Annotated in this window: 18 protein-coding genes, 1 tRNA gene and 1 pseudogene; 7 read left to right on the plus strand and 13 right to left on the minus strand. The window is 59.7% G+C overall.

All coding sequences use genetic code 11. The features are described from left to right. Window positions 1-2: 2 nt before the first annotated feature. A complete protein-coding gene (rdgB, locus tag AMM33_RS02625) occupies window positions 3-605 on the minus strand; it encodes an RdgB/HAM1 family non-canonical purine NTP pyrophosphatase (protein WP_090138480.1) in 603 nt (200 codons plus the stop codon). 18 nt (window positions 606-623) lie between these two features. After that, complete coding sequence (gene rph / locus AMM33_RS02630; RefSeq protein ID WP_369802396.1) at window positions 624-1,325, minus strand: ribonuclease PH; 702 nt, start codon at window positions 1,323-1,325, stop codon at window positions 624-626. Window positions 1,326-1,565: 240 nt separating this feature from the next. Here rph and AMM33_RS02635 point away from each other — a divergent pair, with 240 nt between their 5' ends. The 4 genes from AMM33_RS02635 (at window position 1,566) to AMM33_RS02650 (ending at window position 5,703) form a co-directional block, all read left to right on the plus strand. Continuing rightward, on the plus strand, window positions 1,566-2,477 hold the full coding sequence (locus AMM33_RS02635) for a YicC/YloC family endoribonuclease (RefSeq protein ID WP_090138484.1): 912 nt from the start codon (window positions 1,566-1,568) through the stop codon (window positions 2,475-2,477). Between the two features lie 12 nt (window positions 2,478-2,489). Continuing rightward, the gene (gmk, locus tag AMM33_RS02640) at window positions 2,490-3,110 is read left to right on the plus strand and encodes a guanylate kinase (RefSeq protein WP_090138486.1); all 621 of its coding nucleotides are present in this window, start codon (window positions 2,490-2,492) and stop codon (window positions 3,108-3,110) included. 19 nt (window positions 3,111-3,129) lie between these two features. After that, window positions 3,130-3,330, plus strand: coding sequence for a DNA-directed RNA polymerase subunit omega (gene rpoZ, locus AMM33_RS02645; RefSeq protein WP_019425866.1), 201 nt, complete (start codon window positions 3,130-3,132; stop codon window positions 3,328-3,330). Window positions 3,331-3,432: 102 nt separating this feature from the next. Further along, window positions 3,433-5,703, plus strand: a complete 2,271-nt coding sequence (locus AMM33_RS02650; protein WP_090138488.1) for a RelA/SpoT family protein — start codon at window positions 3,433-3,435, stop codon at window positions 5,701-5,703. A 4-nt stretch (window positions 5,704-5,707) separates the two neighbouring features. On the opposite strand, the gene greB is transcribed toward AMM33_RS02650, so the two are convergent. From greB to AMM33_RS02685, 7 genes are all read right to left on the minus strand, one after another. Beyond that, window positions 5,708-6,268 (minus strand): transcription elongation factor GreB, encoded by a 561-nt coding sequence (greB, locus tag AMM33_RS02655; protein WP_090138490.1) that lies wholly within the window; start codon window positions 6,266-6,268, stop codon window positions 5,708-5,710. An 89-nt stretch (window positions 6,269-6,357) separates the two neighbouring features. Continuing rightward, window positions 6,358-6,434, minus strand: a tRNA-Arg gene (locus tag AMM33_RS02660). A 53-nt stretch (window positions 6,435-6,487) separates the two neighbouring features. Continuing rightward, window positions 6,488-8,005, minus strand: coding sequence for an ABC transporter substrate-binding protein (locus AMM33_RS02665; RefSeq protein ID WP_090138492.1), 1,518 nt, complete (start codon window positions 8,003-8,005; stop codon window positions 6,488-6,490). A gap of 20 nt (window positions 8,006-8,025) precedes the next feature. Continuing rightward, complete coding sequence (locus AMM33_RS02670) at window positions 8,026-8,838, minus strand: ATP-binding cassette domain-containing protein (RefSeq protein WP_228767907.1); 813 nt, start codon at window positions 8,836-8,838, stop codon at window positions 8,026-8,028. Beyond that, window positions 8,835-9,836: an ABC transporter ATP-binding protein gene (locus AMM33_RS02675; RefSeq protein WP_228767908.1), complete on the minus strand. Its 1,002-nt coding sequence runs from the start codon at window positions 9,834-9,836 to the stop codon at window positions 8,835-8,837. The genes AMM33_RS02670 and AMM33_RS02675 overlap by 4 nt, the downstream gene beginning before the upstream one ends. 5 nt (window positions 9,837-9,841) lie before the next feature. Further along, on the minus strand, window positions 9,842-10,678 hold the full coding sequence (locus AMM33_RS02680) for an ABC transporter permease (protein ID WP_090138770.1): 837 nt from the start codon (window positions 10,676-10,678) through the stop codon (window positions 9,842-9,844). A gap of 5 nt (window positions 10,679-10,683) precedes the next feature. After that, the gene (locus tag AMM33_RS02685) at window positions 10,684-11,643 is read right to left on the minus strand and encodes an ABC transporter permease (RefSeq protein WP_090138772.1); all 960 of its coding nucleotides are present in this window, start codon (window positions 11,641-11,643) and stop codon (window positions 10,684-10,686) included. 61 nt (window positions 11,644-11,704) lie between these two features. On the opposite strand from AMM33_RS02685, the gene AMM33_RS02690 reads away from it, so the two are divergent. After that, window positions 11,705-12,724, plus strand: coding sequence for a P1 family peptidase (locus AMM33_RS02690; protein WP_090138495.1), 1,020 nt, complete (start codon window positions 11,705-11,707; stop codon window positions 12,722-12,724). A gap of 29 nt (window positions 12,725-12,753) precedes the next feature. Here AMM33_RS02690 and AMM33_RS02695 read toward each other — a convergent pair whose 3' ends face one another. Next, the gene (locus tag AMM33_RS02695; RefSeq protein ID WP_090138773.1) at window positions 12,754-14,067 is read right to left on the minus strand and encodes a hemolysin family protein; all 1,314 of its coding nucleotides are present in this window, start codon (window positions 14,065-14,067) and stop codon (window positions 12,754-12,756) included. Between the two features lie 105 nt (window positions 14,068-14,172). Between AMM33_RS02695 and AMM33_RS02700 the strand changes: the two genes are divergently transcribed. Next, complete coding sequence (locus AMM33_RS02700) at window positions 14,173-15,000, plus strand: symmetrical bis(5'-nucleosyl)-tetraphosphatase (protein WP_090138497.1); 828 nt, start codon at window positions 14,173-14,175, stop codon at window positions 14,998-15,000. Between the two features lie 35 nt (window positions 15,001-15,035). On the opposite strand, the gene AMM33_RS02705 is transcribed toward AMM33_RS02700, so the two are convergent. Genes AMM33_RS02705 through AMM33_RS02715 form a run of 3 tightly spaced genes read right to left on the minus strand, consistent with a single transcriptional unit; the run spans window position 15,036 to window position 18,659 of the window. Continuing rightward, a complete protein-coding gene (locus tag AMM33_RS02705) occupies window positions 15,036-15,674 on the minus strand; it encodes a Smr/MutS family protein (protein WP_090138498.1) in 639 nt (212 codons plus the stop codon). A 35-nt stretch (window positions 15,675-15,709) separates the two neighbouring features. Beyond that, window positions 15,710-16,114, minus strand: a complete 405-nt coding sequence (locus AMM33_RS02710; RefSeq protein WP_090138500.1) for a group II truncated hemoglobin — start codon at window positions 16,112-16,114, stop codon at window positions 15,710-15,712. 25 nt (window positions 16,115-16,139) lie between these two features. Next, window positions 16,140-18,659 carry an ABC transporter permease gene (locus AMM33_RS02715; RefSeq protein WP_090138502.1) on the minus strand — a complete coding sequence of 840 codons (2,520 nt, stop codon included), beginning with the start codon at window positions 18,657-18,659 and terminating at the stop codon, window positions 16,140-16,142. 232 nt (window positions 18,660-18,891) lie between these two features. Between AMM33_RS02715 and AMM33_RS02720 the strand changes: the two are divergent. Further along, window positions 18,892-19,937 (plus strand): annotated as a pseudogene (locus AMM33_RS02720) (NAD(P)H-dependent flavin oxidoreductase). Window positions 19,938-19,972: the final 35 nt, after the last annotated feature.

The following is a 19,972-nucleotide window of genomic DNA, read 5'->3' on the forward strand; positions in this document are numbered from 1 at the left end:
CGTCAGGCCATCCAGCGTTCACGCATCAAGGCCAGCATGGCCTGCGCTGCGCGGCCACGGTGGCTGTTGGCATTTTTGACTTCGACCGGCAATTGCGCAAAGGTTTTGCCAAATTCGGGGATGAACATGATCGGATCAAACCCGAACCCCTGAGTGCCGCGACGTTCGAGTGCAATCTCGCCGACCACACGCCCCACGGCAATCAGAGGCTCCGGGTCGTCTGCACTGCGCACAGCCACCAGCGTGCTGACCATGGCGGCGCGGCGGTTGTCGATGCCCTGCATTTGCTCCAGCAGCGCCGTGACGTTGTTGTCATCGCTTTTGGCATAACCAAAACGGGTGGCGTAGTAGGCCGTATCGACACCGGGCAGCCCGCCAAAGGCATCTACACACAAACCGGCATCGTCTGCCAGGGCAGGCAAGCCACTGAGCTTGGCCGCATGGCGGGCTTTGGCCAGGGCGTTTTCAACAAAGGTTCTGAAGGGCTCTTCGGCCTCCGGAATGTTCAGCTCGGACTGGCGCACCAGCGTCAACTGAAGCGGGGCGAACATGGCTTGCAGTTCGGCCAATTTGCCCGCATTGTTGGAAGCAAGGACGATTTTCATGCGCACGCGGTCCGTGGTTCAGGCCGAGAAAGTCAAGGTCTTGGGTTCGTCGTGTGCCTGTTTTTGCAGGCCCACCAATTGCGCGATGCCTTTTTCGGCCAAGGCCAGCATGCGGTCCATCTCGATGCGGGTGAAGGCCACGCCTTCTGCGGTCCCCTGCACCTCGACAAAGTTGCCAGCGCCCGTCATCACCACATTCATGTCGGTATCGCAAGCGGAGTCTTCTGGATAGTCGAGGTCAAGTAATGCGGTGCCCGCTTTTAAACCCACAGAGATGGCTGCCACACGGTCCAGGATGGGCGACTCTTGCAGCTTGCCGGTGGCCATCAGCCAAGCCACCGCGTCCTGGGCCGCCACAAATGCACCTGTGATGCTGGCCGTGCGCGTGCCCCCATCGGCTTGCAGCACGTCGCAGTCCAGGTGAATGGTGCGCTCGCCGAGCTTTTTCAGGTCAAACACCGCACGCAGTGATCGGCCAATCAAACGCTGAATTTCCTGAGTGCGTCCACTTTGCTTGCCCCGCGCCGCTTCGCGGTCTCCACGGGTATGGGTGGCGCGAGGCAACATGCCGTATTCCGCCGTAACCCACCCTTCGCCACTGCCTTTTTTATGGCCGGGCACTTTTTCTTCCACCGAGGCCGTGCACAGCACACGGGTCTGACCAAACTCGATCAGAACCGAGCCCTCGGCGTGAATGGTGTAGCCACGGGTAATGCGCACAGGGCGCAATGCATCGGTGGCACGACCGGTACGGACATAAGCGAAAGCAGTGGTGTTCATGATGGTTCGAGGATGGTCCTGAGCAGCGCCGCTGTCCGCAGAGCGAACCAGGGTGGTCAGCCGAGAGTTTGAGATAATCCTTTGTTTCATGCACAGCTGTTAGGCTGGGCATTTGCAGCGCTATTGAGCCAAGTTGTCAATGCGCTGTCACAAGGATCCTGATCAATGCCAGTTTACAGTATGACCGGATACGCCAGCGTGCAGCACAGCCCGCTGCCCGTAGACGTCGAGACCGCTGCCCTTGCGGCGACCGCCCCCCACACAGCGCGACTTGGACTTGAAATCCGCTCGGTCAACAGTCGCTTTCTGGACCTGAGTTTTCGCTTGCCCGAAGATCTGCGCCAACTCGAACCCAGCTTGCGCGAACTGATCACACGCCAGATCAAACGCGGCAAGGTGGAAGTGCGTGCCAGCCAGGATGCTGGCGATGGCACTTCCTTGCAAGCACCCAACCACCTGGCCTTGCAAAAAATCGCAGCTCTGCAAGACAAGATTCATGACTGGCTGCCCAAAGCCAGGGACCTGAGCGTGGCCGACGTGCTGCGCCTGACGGCGGGCAATACCACGCCAGTGGCCGTGGAAGAAGTCGCCTGGCTCGCACTGGCCCAGCAAGCGGTCACCGCCTTGCGCGATGCCCGCGCCCGCGAAGGCGCACGCCTGACCGACATGCTGCAAGGCCACATTAACCAATTGCGCACGCTGGCCGAGCAAGCGGCCCCACTGGTGCCACAACTCGTGGAGCAACAGCGCCAACGTTTTCTGGAACGCTGGAAAGACGCCATGGCCCTGGCCGATGGCAGCCACCTGCATGAAGCTGCGCAAGACCGCGCCCTGACCGAGGCCACTGCCTTTGCCATCCGCATTGATGTGGCCGAAGAATTGACACGCCTGCGCTCTCATCTGGATGAGATTGCCCGCCTGCTCAACAAAGGTGGGGACATTGGCAAACGACTGGACTTCCTGATTCAGGAACTGCACCGCGAAGCCAACACCTTGGGCTCCAAATCTGCCGTGCTGGAGATGACCCGCATCTCGGTGGACATGAAAGTGTTGATTGAACAAATGCGCGAACAAGTCCAAAACATCGAATAAAACTGAATCACCATGGATTACCCAGGAAACCTTTTTGTCGTGGCCGCCCCCAGCGGGGCGGGCAAATCCAGCCTGGTCAAGGCATTGATGGAACTCGACTCGGGCGTGCACCCGTCTGTCTCGCACACCACCCGCGCACCGCGTGGCCAGGAAAAGCACGGCCGCGAATACTTCTTCGCCTCGCAACAGGAATTTGACGCCATGGTGCTGGCCGACGCCTTTGTCGAGTGGGCCAATGTGCACGGCCAACGCTATGGCACTTCCAAGAAAATGATCGAAGAGCGCATGGCCCAAGGCTCCGATGTGGTGCTGGAAATTGATTACCAGGGCGCCATACAGATCAAGCAGATGTATGCCAATGCTGTGCTGATCTTCATCTTGCCGCCCAGCTGGGAAGAATTGCGCTCGCGGCTGGAGCGCCGAGGCGAAGACGCCCCCGAGATCATTGAGTTGCGGATGCAAAACGCCGCCGTAGAGCTTGCACAAGCCAAAGAATTCGACTTCGTTATAATCAATGAAGTTTTTGAACGTGCTTTGTTTGACCTCAAAGCCATCATTCATGCCCAAAGGCTCAAGTATCCCGCTCAGCGCAGAGCCCGCGCAGACACATTCGAGGCGCTGCATCTCGCCTAACCTGAAGGAAAAAATCACCATGGCCCGTATCACTGTTGAAGACTGCCTGGAGCAGATCCCGAACCGCTTCCAACTGGTTCTGGCGGCCACCTACCGCGCTCGTATGCTCAGCCAAGGCCATACAGCCCGCATCGAAAGCAAAAACAAGCCCGGTGTGACCGCCTTGCGCGAAATCGCAGCAGGCAAAGTGGGCATTGAAATGCTCAAGCGCGTCTCCTGATCCGCCTGAACCTGGCCCCGGCCAGGGACACTGAAGCCCCAGCAATGGGGCTTTTTTACGTCTGCACCCTGAGCAGAGGGTCGCTTCAGTTACATTGACACCATGAGTGCCGTCTTGCCCCCTTCCTCTCAAACTGGTCTCCCCGCCCCCGAGGCGGTCAGCCCCGCCACAGCCAATGCGGCGGCGGCCAGTTTTGCGGCTCTGACAGCCCGGTTGGACTATCTCAGCGTGCCCGATGCTGAGATGGTGCGCAAAGCTTACAAGTTTGCAGACGAATCTCACTTGGGCCAAATGCGTAAAAGTGGCGAGCCCTACATCACGCACCCCATCGCGGTAGCTGGTTTGTGTACTGAATGGAAGCTCGATGCACAAGCGCTTTGTGCCGCTTTGCTGCACGACGCCATAGAAGACTGTGGCGTCACCAAAGCAGAATTGATTGAGCGCTTTGGCGCGCCTGTGGCTGAACTGGTAGATGGCTTGACCAAGCTCGAAAAGCTGGAATTCAATACCCGCGAAGAAAACCAGGCCGAGTCGTTCCGCAAAATGCTGCTGGCCATGGCACGCGACGTGCGGGTCATCCTCATCAAGCTGGCCGATCGCACGCACAACATGCGCACCATGTCCGACATGCCGCGCAGCAAATGGGGCCGGATTGCATCCGAGACGCTCGACATTTATGCGCCGATCGCGCACCGTCTGGGCCTGAACCAGATTTATCGCGAGTTGCAGGACCTGTCTTTCAAGCACCTGCTGCCCTGGCGCTATGCCGTGCTGACCAAAGCCGTCTCGCGTGCCCGCAACCGTCGCAGGGACCTGATACAGAAGGTGCAAGCCGAGGTCGAATCCGTTTTTGCCCACGCTGTCATGGATGTGCGCATCAGTGGTCGAGAAAAAACGTTGTATTCCATCTATAAAAAAATGGATGACAAACACCTGAGCTTTGCCCAGGTCACCGACATTTATGGCTTTCGGGTCATCGTACCCTCGGTCATCGATTGCTACACGGCCTTGGGTTTGTTGCACCAGATCTACAAACCGGTGCCCGGCAAGTTCAAGGACCACATCGCCATTGCCAAAGTCAATGGCTACCAATCCCTGCACACCACGCTGGTGGGGCCAGCCGGGGTCAACGTCGAGTTTCAGATACGGACCGAAGCCATGCACCTGGTGGCCGAATCCGGCATCGCTGCACACTGGCTCTACAAGGAGCACAGCACAACCCAAGCCCAGTCCGAACGCCTGGGCACGCAATGGCTGCAATCGCTGCTCGACATCCAGAACGAGACTCGCGACGCGGCCGAATTCTGGGACCATGTCAAAGTCGATTTATTCCCCGATGCGGTCTACGTTTTCACACCCAAGAGCCAAATCATGGCGCTGCCGCGCGGCGCCACCGTGGTGGACTTTGCATATGCGATTCACAGCCGCGTCGGCGACCACGCCATGGCCGCCAAAATCAATGGCGACCAGGTGCCCCTGCGCACCGAGCTGAAAAATGGCGACGTGATCGAAGTGATCACAGCGCCCGTTTCATCCCCCAACCCAGCGTGGCTGGGCTTTGTGCGCACGGGCAGGGCACGCTCCAAAATCCGCCACCATCTGAAAACGATGGCACAAACCGAGTCGGTGGAGCTGGGCGAAAAATTGCTTAGCCAGGCCTTGAGGGCTGAGGGTATCGACGAATTGCCTACAGAAGAGGCTTTACTTCAACCCTTGTGGGATAAATTGCTGCGCTTTACCGGCAATAAAAATCGCGCCGATTTATTGATGGACTTGGGCCTGGGCAAACGAATTGCCAGCATCGTCGCCAAACGCTTGGTGGTGCTGCTTGGCGAACTGGGTCAAAAACCCGACGCCTTGCTGATGACCCGCGAACGCTTCACGGCCCATGAATCGGTGTCGCAAGGGGCCATCACGCTCGATGGCAGCGAGAACGCTTCTGTGGTGTACTCACGCTGCTGCCGCCCCCTGCCTGGGGATGCGATTGTGGGCTACCTTGGCCGGGGTGAGGGCTTGGCCGTTCACTGCCGCGATTGCGCCATTGCCCAAAAACTCGAACACAAGGACAGCGAGCGATTCATCGGCGTGGAATGGTCGGATGAACCTGTGCGGAACTTCGAGACTGGTATCGCAGTCACCGCAGTCAATGGCAAGGGTGTGCTGGCCCGTGTGGTAGGGGCTTTGGCCACAGCAGAGGCCGACATCGTGCATGTGGACATGGGCCAGGGCTCACCACAAGACACTGCGGATTTGCGGTTCGTGATTGCCGTGCGCGATACATCGCACCTGGACTCCGTCTTGCGCCAGCTCAAACGCAACCCCGCCGTCATTCAGGCCAGCCGACAAACCAACCCGGGACACCCGCTCAGCTGACCCCTTAACGCGGGCTTGGCGAGGGATAACTCACTTGCAACACCTCAATGGCCATCACGCCAGATGGCGTCACCAGCTGAAGCTCCTCACCCTCACGCGACTTGATCAACGTGCGTGCAATGGGCGATACCCAACTGACCTGCCCCTTCAGGCTGTCAGCTTCATCAATGCCCATGATGGTGACTGTGCGCTCGACCCCTGAGGACTCCAGATAAGTGACCGTGGCGCCAAAAAAAACCTGCTCACTGCCGTGGTGCACCGAAGGATCGACCACCTCGGCCATTTCAAGGCGTTTGGTCAAAAACCGTATGCGACGATCAATCTCGCGCAAACGCTTTTTACCGTAAAGGTAGTCACCATTTTCTGAACGGTCACCATTGCTGGCCGCCCAATGAACGATCTCCACCACCTTGGGGCGTTCATCGTCAATCAGGCAAAACAATTCCGCTCGCAATCGCGCATAGCCCGCAGGCGTCATGTAATTGCGAGCACCGGCAGGCAAGGCAGGCAGTGCGATGTCATCATCGTCATCTGCATCCGTTTCTTTGGTGAAAGCTTTGCTCATGCTGTGAAGATCCATGTGCGAGAGAGGAAGCCTGATACGCAGGCCCCAAAGAGAAAAAGCCCACAACTTTCGTTGTGAGCTTTTCAATATGGTGCGGCTGGCAGGAATCGAACCCACGACCCCTTGGTTCGTAGCCAAGTACTCTATCCAGCTGAGCTACAGCCGCGCTATGCATTGAATTATAGCGGCATTTTGAGCCGCTTTTGAGACGATGAACAATTATTGCCAGGAAACTGCCGCCATGTCATTGGCAAAAATGGGGGAGCTGGACCACAGGCCTTTCAGGCCTTTGCGGTAGACCGCTGTGTTGGATGCATTGAACAAGAACACATTCACCGCATCGTTGGCAATCAAGCGTTGCATGTCACCAAACAATTTGGTGCGATCTTTGGCGTTGGTGGCTTCTGAATGCTTGGCCGCCAGTTCGCGGAAAGCCTTGCTGTCGTAGCCCCAGTAATACTGGGGATTGGCATAGGCCATGTAGTCCAGGGGTTCCACATGGTTGATCACGGTCAAGTCGAAGTTGCCTTTGAAAGCCCCGCCCAACCATTGCGCCCATTCCACGTTTTCAATCTTGGCGTTGATGCCGACTTTGGCCAATTGGGCCGCCAGGATTTCACCGCCTTTTCGTGCATAGGGAGGTGGAGGCAAGGTCAGCGTGACATTCAAGGGCGTCTGTACGCCGGCTTCCTTGAGCAGGGCCTTGGCTTTTTCAGGATCGTAGGCATACAAACCGCTCAACTCAACATAGCCAGCGTCGGTGGGCGCCATGTGGCTGCCAATCGGTTTGGCCATGCCTTCAAAAACGCCATCAATGAAGGCTTTCTTGTCAACCGCATGCGACAGCGCACGGCGCACACGCACATCATCAAACGGCTTCTTGCGGTTGTTGATCGTCATGATGCCTTTGCCAGCCGAACTGCCCATTTCGACTACAAAGCGTTTGTCACTCTGAAATTGCTTGAGGCTTTGAGGCGACTGAAAACGGGGCATACCGTCGATGTCACCGGCCAGCAAAGCCGCCACTTGCGCGGCCGAGTCATTGATGAAGCGGAAGGTGACCTTCTTGATCTTGATGGCTCCCGGGTCACGGTAGCCATCCCACTTGGACATGGAAATCGAGGAGCCCTTGGCCCATGCGTCGAGTTTGTAGGGGCCGGTGCCCACAGGTTTGGTGGCTGCATTGGCCGCACTGCTGGGGTGCAATATCACGGCCGTGTTTTCACCCAGACGGAACAGGAAGTTGCCATCGGGGTTGTTGAGCACCAGAACAACCGTGTTGGCATCCGGCGTGGCGATGTAGCTGATGTTGTTGAAGACAGCTTTTGCCTTGTTGGTGCTTTTTTCACCCTTGGCGCGCTCAAAGCTGAACTTAACCGCCGAGGCATCAAAGTCAGAACCATCCGAAAACTTCACCCATTTGCGCAACTTGAAGGTGAAGGCCTTGCCGTCGGCGTCCATCTTCCAGCTCTCTGCGAGCAAAGGGGTGATGGAACCATCCATGTTGATCTTGGTCAGCCCCTCCAGAATGTTGTAGTGCACCACCTCACCAATGGCGGCCGCCGGGGCCATGGTGGGGTCCAGACTGGTAGGCTCCAAAATCATGCCCAAAACCAGGCTGTCTTTGCGGGCTTGTGCCTGCGCCATGGAGGGCATCACCCAACTGGCCCCCACCAGCAAAGCCACCGCGCACCAACCCATAGTGCGACGCGAAAAAGTCTGTTCCTTGAATGTCATGAGATCTCCTGAAAAACCGGTTAATTCTGTCCTGGTACTGCCGCCATCAATGCTTGCGTATAGGGGTGTTGCGCTTGATTGAAAACCTGCTGGGCCGTGCCCTGCTCCACCACGCAGCCCGATTGCAAAACCAGCACATCGTCGCACATGAGTTTGACCACAGCCAGATCATGGCTGACAAACAGATAACTCAAGCCATAGCGGTCTTGCAAATCCATCATCAAATTGAGCACCTGAGCCTGAACGGACACATCCAGAGCGCTGACAGGCTCATCCGCCACGATCAATGACGGTCGCGTGATCAAGGCCCGCGCCATGGCAATGCGTTGACGCTGCCCGCCTGAAAATTCGTGTGGGTATTTGTCCAGGTCAGACGTTCGCAGACCCACCTCGCTCAAAGCCTGCGCAGCGCGTTCATGCATTTCGGCGGCACTGCCAGGCGACAACACCTCCAGGGGCTCGGTCACGATCTGACGCACCTTCTGGCGAGGGTCCAGGGAGCTGTAAGGGTCCTGAAACACCATTTGAAAGCGTGGGCGCAGCCTGCGCAAATCCGCTGGACCCAGTTGATGCACATCCACGCCCGCCAGCAAAACTTGCCCCTCGCTGGGCTTGTCCAGCGCCATCACCAACTTGGCCAGCGTGGACTTGCCAGACCCCGACTCCCCCACAATGCCCAGGCTTTGCCCGGCCTCCAGGGTAAAACTGACATCAGACAAGGCCTGCAAACTGCCCGCCGCACCGAACATGGACGACCTGGGCAAGGTAAAACGCTTACCCAAGTGACGCACTTCCAGCAAAGGCGCAGGCGCCAACATCGCCCCAGCACTCATGACAAACTCCAGCGCGGGCAGCTCACCCGGTGCGGCACATCAGACACCACGCGCGGCGCAATGGTTTGCGCTACCACCGCCGTCGTCCGGCATGCCTCGACGGCCCCATCACATCGATCAGAAAATGCGCAACCCGCTGGCATGTCCATCAACTCGGGCACGCTGCCCGCAATGGTCTGCAAACGCATGCCGCGTGACAAGCCCAGCCTTGGCCGCGCCGCAAACAAACCCCGTGTGTAAGGGTGCGCCCTTTGTGCAAACAGCTCCTGCGTGGCTGCTTCTTCGACCACGGTGCCGCCATACATCACCATCACGCGGTCGACCTGGTCTTGCATGAGCCCCAGGTCGTGGCTGATGAGCACCAGGCCCATCCCGTCCTCCCGCACCAATTGACGAATCAGCGACAGAACCTCTTTTTGGACCGTGACATCCAGCGCCGTGGTCGGCTCGTCGGCAATCAGCAGATCCGGGCTGCAGGCCAAAGCCATTGAAATCATCACGCGCTGACGCTGCCCGCCCGACAACTGGTGCGGATAGGCCTGCAGCCGCTCACGGGCGCGCGGCAATTGCACACGCTCGAGCAACTCCAGCGCCTTGGCCTTGGCTTGCTCAAGCCCCATGTTCTGGTGCAAACGCAAAGGCTCTGCAATCTGCCGCCAGATCGGATGCAGCGGATTGAGCGCCGTCATCGGCTCCTGAAAAATCATGCCCATGCGGGCACCACGCAATTGCCCATAAGCGGCATCGGCCATGCCCACCAACTCGGCACCTTGAAAACGGATGGAACCACTGACCCGGGCTTGCTCGGGCAAGAGCCCCATCAAAGCCAGCGCAGTCAGCGATTTGCCGCAACCACTCTCGCCAATGAGCCCCAACGTCTGACCACGCGCCAAGTCGAAAGACACGCCGCGCAAAGCTTGGGCCCAGCCACGCGCGGTGGGCAAGCTCACGCGCAAGTCACGCACTTGCAACATGGGCTGAGAAATGAAATCGGTCATGGTGCTCATCTTTGCCTGGCCAAACGTGGGTCGAGCAGGTCACGCAAGCCATCGCCCATCAGGTTCAAACCCAACACTGCCAGGGCAATCGCCACCCCGGGGTACACCGCCAACCAAGGGGCCTGGAACATTTGGGACTGCGCCTCATTGAGCATGCGCCCCCAGCTTGGCTGCGGTGGCTGCGTACCCAAACCCAAATAGGACAAAGCCGCTTCGGCCAGAATGGCAATCGCAAACTGGATCGTCGCCTGCACGATCAGCACGCTCAGGATATTGGGCAAGACATGCTCTCGCGTGATGCGCCAACTGCCTTTGCCAGCCGTGCGGGCAGCCGCGCAAAAATCACGCGACCACACCGCATTCGCCGCACCTCGCGTGATGCGCGCAAACACCGGGATGTTGAAAATGCCAATGGCCACCACACTCACCACCAAACCGGGTCCATAAATGGCCGACAACATGATCGCCGACAACAAGGCCGGAAAGGCAAAGGTCAAATCGGCGGCCCGCATGACAAGTTCCTCCACCCAGCCACGACGCGCCGCCGCCAGCAAGCCCACAGGAACACCCACGCCCATGCCCAGTCCCACCGCAATAAAGCCCACCCACAGCGAGTTCTGACTGCCCACCAGCAACAAGCTGGCAATGTCCCGCCCCAGGCTGTCGGTGCCCAGCCAATGTGCCGCACTGGGCGGTGCCAATTTATTCGGAATATCAATGTCGCCCACCGGGTAGGGCGACAAAAAGACAGACAGCAATGCGCTGAGCACCAGCAGCAACACCATCGACCCTCCCGCCACAAAACTGGGGTGGCGCCAAGCACGGCGCCATGACGCATTCATGCCGCTCATGACACAGCTTTCAAACGCGGATCAATCCAGACATACAACACATCAATCACGAAATTGATGACGATGACCATGACCGACAACAACATCACCACATCACGCACCACGATCAAATCACGGTTGGCAATGGCCTGAAAAATCAGGCGTCCGATTCCGGGCAATACAAACACGTTTTCCACCACAATCGCGCTGGTGATCAGGTTGCCAAACTGCAAGCCCATTACCGTGAGCACTGGCAACATGGCATTGCGCAGCACATGGCGCCAGAGCACCTGCCTGCGGCTCAAGCCCTTGGCCCGCGCCGTGCGCACAAAGTCTTCACGCATCGTCTCCAGCACCGCCGAGCGCGTCACCCGCGTCAAAATGGCCGTCTGCACTGCCGCCAAAGCCATGGCGGGCAACAGCAAAGCCTTGATCGCCTCCCAAATTCCGCCTCCTGACGCTTCAGTCCAGCCCGGAAAGCCGCCAGCGCTGACCCACTGCAGATGCACAGCAAACAACAAAATGAGCAAGATGGCCAACCAGAAATTGGGCAGGGCCAAACCCAGCTGACTCAGACTCATGACCCCGACATCGCCTGCGCGGTTTTGGCGGGATGCGGCATAAATACCCAGCGACAAAGACAGCAACACCGTCAGACTCATGGCCATGATCGCCAAAGGCAGCGTGACCTGCAGCCGTTCGGCCATCAACTGCGCGGTCGGTGTCTCATAAGAAATGCTGATGCCCGACTCCCCGGCCAGCATGCCGCTCACCCACTGCAGGTAACGGGCACTGGCAGGCAGATTCAAACCGAGCTTTTCTTCCATCGCCGCCAAAGACTCGGGCGTGGCCGTCTCGCCCAGAATCACCTGAGCGGCATTACCGGGCAGCAACTCCAGCACCGCAAACACGATGACCGAGGCCGCCAACAGCGTCACCATGAAGCTGCTCATTCGTTTGAGGAAAAATAAGGACACGCGTTCGCCTAAGATGAATGACCACACGGCAGCATAGCAACGGTACAAAACGAGCACGCCCATGACATCTCAAAACATTGTAAACACTGCCCCCGGCGCCATCGTGGATGTGCCAGGCCTGCAAGTCGGCCACTTTACCCACAGCCAGCGCCTGACCGGCTGCACCGTCGTGCTGGCCCCCGATGGCGCCGTCGGTGCTGTGGATGTCCGGGGCGCCGCACCCGGCACCCGCGAAACCGATTTGCTGGACCCTGCCAATCTGGTCGAAAGGGTGCACGCCGTCTTGCTCAGCGGCGGCAGCGCCTTTGGGCTCGACGCCGCCAGCGGCGTGATGCGCTGGCTGGACGAACACCACATCGGTTTTGAGACGCCCTTTGGTCGGGTGCCGATCGTGCCTGCGGCGGTGCTCTTTGATCTGCCTGTGGTCAGGCCAGGCGACATCCCCCACATTCGCCCCGACGCCGCCGCCGGTTATGCCGCCTGCCAAGCCGCCAGCTCAGGGCCACCCGCCGCAGGCAATGTGGGCGCAGGGGCAGGCGCCAGCGTGGGCAAACTGTTTGGCATGGGCCGCGCCATGAAAGGCGGCATGGGTCACGCCAGCGTGCGCGTGGGGCCGTGGGTGGTGGGCGCCCTGATCGCCTGCAATGCGGTCGGTGACGTGATCGACCCCAGCAGCGGCCAGATCCTGGCAGGTGCCAGGACGGCAGATGGTCAGCAATTACTTGACACGCAGCGCGCCTTGCTCTGTGGCGATTCTGGCAGCCGCCCCCTGCCCGGCACCAACACCACCATAGGTGTGGTGGGCACCAACGCCACCTTGACCAAAGCGCAGACCCAGCGCCTGGCCATCAGTGCACACGACGGCCTGGCCAGAAGCATCCGCCCGGCGCACACCACCCTGGACGGCGACACCCTCTTTGCCCTGGCCACCTGCACCGAAAACCAGCCCGCCGACCTGATGCTGCTGACCGTCATGGCCGCGCAAGCCACCGCACTGGCCACGCTTGATGCGATACACCATGCGCAAGGCGTTCAAACCACCCTGGGGTATTTGCCAAGCGCACTGGAGATGCGCGCTTGAATACATCGCCGTGACACCCGTTCAAACAACTAGCTTTGCGCCCCTTCATCCTCTTGCTTGCGGCGCTGTCCCAACACCTTGTCAATGCGCCGCCCATCCAGATCGACCACTTCAAACACCCATTCGTCGATCTCGATTTTTTGGCCCGTCACAGGCAATTGCCCCAAAACATACATGAGCACACCAGCCAGTGTGTTGTAACGGTTCTTGTCTTCGGCTGGCAATTCCTTGATGTCCAGGCGCGCTTTGAGTTCATTGACAGGCATCAGGCCGTCCAGCAGCCAACTGCCGTCCGAACGCTCTGTGGCCCAGGCTTCGGTTTGGGTTTCGGGTTTGAGTTCGCCGGTAATGGCTTCCAGCAAATCCAGGGGCGTGAGCAAGCCCTGAACTTCGCCATATTCATCCACCACAAAGAGCATGCGGCTGGATTTGTCACGCATTTGTTCCAGCAACTCCATGCCAGACAAGGTTTCGGGCACAAAGTGGGCCGATTGGGCGTAGCGTTCAATCGCATGACCGTCAGCCAAAGGCAAGGCCAACAGGTGCGACAAGCTGATGACCCCCACCACATGCCCCAAACCTTCGCGACACACGGGATACCAGGAGTGGTTGCCCTGCTGGCGCATCTGGTTGATGCGGTCCATGGCCTGCTGAGGCGTGAGGCCTGCTTCGAGCCACTGGATGTCACTGCGCGGCGTCATCATTGACGTCAGAGCGCGGTCATCCAGATGGAACACATTGCGCACCATCTGGTGCTCGTGCTCCTCGATCAACCCGGCATCGACGCCCTCTTCAAGACTGGCGGTGATTTCTTCTTCGGTCACGGCCCGGCTGCCCTGGCTGTCGATGCGCATGAGCTTGAGCATGCCTTGGGTGGACAGCGACAAGAGCTTGACAAACGGCCCGGCCGCTTTGGCCAGCCAGGCCATGGGCCGCGCCACAAGCCGCGCCACCGCTTCAGGATAAAGCTGCCCAATGCGCTTAGGCACCAGTTCGCCAAAAATGATGGTGGTGAAGGTGATGAGGGTCACAACTATCGCCGTGGCAGTGATGCCCGCCACCGACTCCGTCAAGCCCCAGCCCCCCAGTTTGGCGGCCAGGCTGGCACTGAAAGCGGCCTCACCCACAATGCCGTTGAGCACGCCAATGGACGTGATGCCCACCTGCACTGTCGACAAAAACTGCGTGGGTTCCTGGAGCAACTCAATAGCGGCATGGGCGCCTTTATCACCCGCCTCATCCATGGCCGCAAGACGGGCCTTGCGGCTGGAAGCCAGCGCCAGTTCAGACATGGCGAACACCCCATTGAGCAGGGTGAGAAAAACAATCAATAAAAAATCCATGGGCACCATTGTGCCAAGGATGTTTGGCCCGCCCGTGCAACTTGCATGGCAACACCCTATGGGGGGCGAGCAATCATCCCGCACAATCGGGCACCAGAGGTGAACATGTCAAATTATTGGGTGGGCGATATTCAGGGTTGCAATGCGCCCTTGGGCCGCTTGTTGGAACAAGTCGATTTTTCGCCAAGTCGCGACACCTTGTATGTGCTGGGCGATTTGGTCAACCGTGGACCCGACTCGGCGGGCGTGCTGCGCCGCTTGATGGACTTGGGCACAGCGGTGCACTGTGTGCTGGGCAACCATGACTTGCATTTGCTGGCTGTGGCCGCCGGTGCGGGTCGCCTCAAGCCCGGGGACACACTGGACGACATCTTGCAAGCGCCAGACCGCACGGCCATGCTCGATTGGCTGCGCCACCAGCGCATGGCCATCCAGGCGCACGATGTACTGATGGTGCACGCAGGCGTGCTGCCCAGCTGGTCTGCCCAGCAAACCCTGGCCTTGGCCGCCGAGGTGGAGTGTGTGCTGCGCGGGCCAGATCTGCCGGACTTTTTGCATCAGATGTATGGCAATGCGCCTGCTGCCTGGCGGGATGATTTGGCGGGAATGGATCGCTTGCGGGTGATTGTCAATGCGCTCACCCGCTTGCGTTTTTGTTCGGCCGATGGGGTGATGGAATTCGCCGCCAAAGAAGGTGCCCATGCAGCCCCCGAAGGTTTCATGCCCTGGTTTAATGTGCCCGGACGCCAAACCGCCGATGGGGTCGTGGCTTTTGGACACTGGTCCACTCTGGGAGGGCTGCAACGCCCGGACGTTTGGGCCTTGGACACGGGCTGCGTGTGGGGCGGTTGCCTGAGCGCCATGCGCCTGTCGGATACCGGGCTTCACGAGGTGATCCAGGTGAAATGCGAACCAGCCCAGCGGCCGGGCTGATCCCATGGGCGCAAGACCCAGCACCTGAATGCGCGTTAATCAGCGGGTTTGAGGAGCACCACCAAGGCCCCCGCACCGCCTTCTGCAGGTTTGGCCTGAACGAAGGCCATGACCTGATTTTTTTGGACCAGCCAGCTGTGCACTTTGGATTTGAGCACCGGCGTTTTACCGGGCGAGCCCAGGCCTTTGCCGTGCACCACGCGCAGGCAGCGCAGACCTTGACGGTGTGCCAGTCGGATGAAATCGGCCAGCGCCAGTCGGGCTTCGTCGCTGCGCAGGCCGTGCAGATCAATTTCTCGCTGAATGGACCAGTCACCTTTGCGCAGTTTGTGGGTCACATCGCGACCAATGCCCGGCCTGCGAAAGCTCAGCGCGTCATCGGTGTCCAGCAAGGTACTGGCATCAAATTCATCACTGAGCGAATCACGCAAGACCGCTTTTTCGTCTTTTTGCCGCTGCGAAGCCACCGGCGCCGGTGCAGGCGGTGAGATGCTGACGGGTTCGGGATGGGAGATGCGCTGGACCACCCCCACGGCGCGCGCAAACAAATTGCTCTCGGCCTCTCGTTGACGGGCAGCCGCCGCCTGCGCGGCAGCTTGGGCTTGCGCTTGTGCGTGGGCATCGGCCAGCTTTTTCTGGACCTGTTTGAGGTCTTGCAGCGAGTTGAGTTTCACAAGGTGTCCCGTTCCATGAAAATGTGACCCACCGCTCAGACGCCGCGATTGCGCATCCAGTCGGCAGTCTGGAAAAAGCTTTTCTTCAGACGATCACGCAGCACGGGGTCGACTTGCACTTCGCCCATGGCCTGGTCCATGCAAGCGAGCCATTGGTCTCTCTCCTCAATGCCAATGGAAAAGGGCATGTGGCGCATGCGCAAGCGGGGATGACCAAAGCGCTCAATATACAGATCCGGGCCACCCAGCCAGCCGCACAAGAACATGAACAATTTGTCGCGGGCACCCTGCAAGGAACTGCCGTGGCTGTCGCGCAAAGCCTGGTAATTGGGCTCCAGGTCCATCAGGTCATAAAAACGCTCCACGAGCGCACGCACCTGAGCCTCACCCCCGATCCACTCAAAGGGGGTGTCAAATGGTGGTTTTTCTTCAATCTGCATAGGCTTGTATTGTGACGTGACTGGTTCAATCGGCAGCTTGGCGCAACGTGTGCATGACGGGCTGACGCAAGACCCCGGACAAACTCAGGCTGCCTGCCGCCCAAGCCAGCACAGCTCCCAGCACACCGCCAAGCAGCGGCGCCCACAATGGCGGCTGCCAGGCAAATTCAAACACATAACGCGCCAAAGCCCAGCCCACCACCAGCGCCATGCTGCTGGCCATGAAACCCGCCAACCAGCCAATGCCCAAAAGTTCGGTGCGCTGCACCTGCGCCAGCAAGGCGCGCCCGGCGCCCAGCGCCCGCATGATGGCGTACTCACGTTCACGCGCCTGTCGGCTCGCGCCCACAGCGGCCAGCAAGACCATCAGGCCCGCAGCCAGGGTGAAGGCAAACAGGAACTCCACAGCGCGGATGACCTGATCCATCACCCGCTGAATCTGGCCCAGGGTGCTGCGCAGGTCCACACTGGTGATGTTGGGGAAGCGACTCACCAAGGCGTTTTCAAAACCTGGTGCGCCTTCAGGGGTGCGAAAAGCCGCCATATAGGTCATGGGCAAATCGGGCATATTGGCCACCGGAAAGAGCATGAAAAAATTGGCCCGCATCGAAGACCAGTCGACCTTGCGCAGCGAAGTGATGCGGGCTTCGCGCACTTGCCCGGCGATGTCAAAACGCAATTGATCCCCCAGCTTCAGGCCCAGGGTCTGGGCAATTCCCGACTCCACGCTGACGCCGTCGGCTTCCTCCGCCACCCAGCGCCCGCTTGTCAATGCGTTGTGGCCCGGTAAATCGGCCGTGTGCGAGAGATTGATTTCCCGGTCAATCAGGCGTTTGGCGCGATCCTCCACAAAATCACCCGGCCCCACGTCTCGACCGTTGATGGCCACCAGACGCCCCCGGATCATCGGAAACCAATCGGGCGACTGCACCCCGGCATTTTGCAAATGGGCCAAAAAGTCCTGCGCCTGCTCGGGCTGGACATTGATGACGAAACGGTCGGGGGCGTTGGCCGGTGTGGCCTGGCGCCAGCTGCCCACCAGATCGGTGCGCAGTAAAACCAGCAAAGCCAACGCCAGCAAACCCACCGACAAGGCACTGACCTGCACCACCGCAAACACCGGCCGGGCCGCCACTTGGCGCGTGGCCAGGCGCAACCAGCGCGGTGCTTGCTCGCCAGGCACCGCACGGCGCAGCAGCCAAAGCGCCGCGGCGGCCAGGCCCGCAAACACCAGCAAGGCCACGGCAAATCCACCCACGGTGATCAGGCCCAGCGTCAAGTTGCGACTGACCATGAGCAGCGTGGCCGCAAAACCCAGCAAACCCATGACCAGCACCAGGCCCGAGCGCACTTGCAACTGACCCAAATCGCGCCGAATGACCCGCAGGGGTGGCACCTGCGCCAATTGCAAAACGGGCGGCAGGCCAAATGCGACCAGCAAGGTCAGGCCCATGGCCAATCCCATGAGCACAGGCTGCGCCGAAGGCGCGGGCAACTGGGCATCCACCAGCCCCGCCAGCAGCTGCACAAACACCAAATGCACGCCATAGCCCGCCAGCACGCCCAAGGCGCTGGCCAGCAGCCCCGCGCCCAAGAACTCCAGCCCGTAACTCAAGGTGAGTGTGCGCTGGCTTTGACCCAAAACCCGCAGCAAAGCACAGGCATCGAGCTGCCGCTCAGCATAGCTGCGGGCCGCCAGGGCCACCGCCACCGCGCACAAGAGCGCCGCAAGCAAGGCCACCAAATTCAAAAACTGCGAAGCACGGTCCAGGGTCTGGCGCATTTCGGGGCGACCACTGTCCAGGGACTCGATCTGCACGCCGTGCACCCGAGATGACTCCAGCTCGGAGCGGGCCCACTGCACAAAGCTCTCGGAAGATGCTGCATCGCCCGCCACCGCCATGCGCCAGGTGATGCGACTGGCCGGTTGCACCAGCCCCGTCGCGGCCAAATCGGCCGCATTCATCATGACCCGGGGGGCAAAACTCATGAAACCCGCACCCCGGTCGGGCTCACGCACGATGGTGGCGACAATGCGAAAGCTGCGTTCCCCCAGGCCAATCATCTGTCCGGTTTGCAGGCTCAGGGCTTCCAGCACTGCCGGGTCCACCCACACTTCACCCGAAGCTGGAAGCGCAGGCGGTGTCGCTGCAGGCGACAGATCAAGTCGGCCACGCAGGGGGTAACCCGATTCCACCGCCTTCAAGGCCACCAGACGGCTGGCCCCGCCTTGCTCGGCCAGTGCGCGGGCCATGGTGGGAAAGCTGATATTGGTGTTGGTCACCAGCCCTAGTTTTTGAGCCTGCTGCACAAACGCCGTAGGGGTGGCCTGGTCACTGACCACCACCGCATCACCCCCCAGCAATTGACGGGCGTCGCGCCACAAGCCGTTTTGCAGGCGGTCGGCCAAAAACCCGACCGCCGTCAGTGCCGCCACGGCCAGGGTGACCGAGAGCATCAAAAGCCGCAGTTCACCCGCCCGCAAGTCACGCCACAACTGGCGCCCACCGAGACGAAGACCGTGCATCCATCCTTGTTGATTCATGCCCTGACCTTACCGCACACGCAGAGGTCTTGTGAGGGCGGGGATTTTGACAAGATCAATGGGGCAGCACCGTGGCTTGGACATATTCAACCATCTACCACCCCAATTCCCTAATGCAATAGGCCGTACACTGGACATCAGTGAACGGCATTGGAAGATGTCTTGGTGGTGTGTGTCCATTGAAGGCCATCGGCGCAGGGCACAGCATCACCGGCCAAGCTAAGGAATACACATGAGAATGCAAACACTCCTTGCAGTGGAACTGCCCATCATTCAAGCGCCAATGGCTGGCGTGCAGGGCAGTGAACTGGCGATAGCCGTTTGCAACGCGGGTGGGCTCGGCTCGCTACCATGCGCCATGCTGAGCCCGGATGCAATGCGCAAGGAACTGGCTGTCATCCGCATGCGCACAACGCGGCCCTTCAACGTCAATTTTTTCTGTCACTCACCGCCCGAGCCCAGCGCTGTTCGGGAGCAAGTCTGGAAGGCCGCACTGTTACCATACTTCGAAGAATTCGGGATTGATCCAACAACTGTGACTTCGGGCCCTGGCAGACATCCATTCAACGAGGACGCCGCCGACGTATTGGCCGAGTTCAGACCGGAAGTCGTCAGCTTTCACTTCGGGCTGCCTTCGGCCGAACTGCTCGCTCGGGTCCGCAGTTGGGGAAGCAAGATCCTGTCTTCAGCGACCACTGTGAGCGAAGCACGTTGGCTTGAGGCACAAGGAGTCGATGCGATCATTGCGCAAGGGCTTGAAGCCGGTGGACATCGAGGGATGTTCTTATCCGACGACCTCCAAACGCAAATCGGGACTTTCGCATTGCTGCCGCAGATTGTGAAGGCCGTCAAAGTGCCTGTCATCGCTGCAGGCGGAATTGCCGATGCAAACGGCGTGGCAGCAGCATTGGCGCTGGGCGCAGTGGGTTTCAGGTCGGTACTGCATACATGCTCTGTCCAGAGGCGACCACCTCCACCCTGCACCGCGCGGCCATAAAGAGCAAAGAATCCGACCTGACGGCGCTGACGAATCTGTTTACCGGACGACCCGCCCGGGGAATCATGAATCGGATCATGCGGGAACTGGGCCCTATCAGTGCGGCCGCGCCTGCGTTTCCCCTGGCGACCTCTGCCATCGCACCTCTGCGGCAAGCGGCTGAAGCTCGCGGAATAAACGGTTTCTCACCACTATGGGCTGGACAAAACGCGTCTGGCTGCCGCGAGATACCGGCTGCGGCGCTTACTCGGCTACTCGCGGGCCTCCCAGCTGAAGCGTAACCCCTGCATCGATCAGATGCACCAAGTTTTATCTC

The organism is Limnohabitans sp. DM1 (assembly GCF_001269385.1).
Lineage (GTDB): Bacteria > Pseudomonadota > Gammaproteobacteria > Burkholderiales > Burkholderiaceae_C > Limnohabitans_A.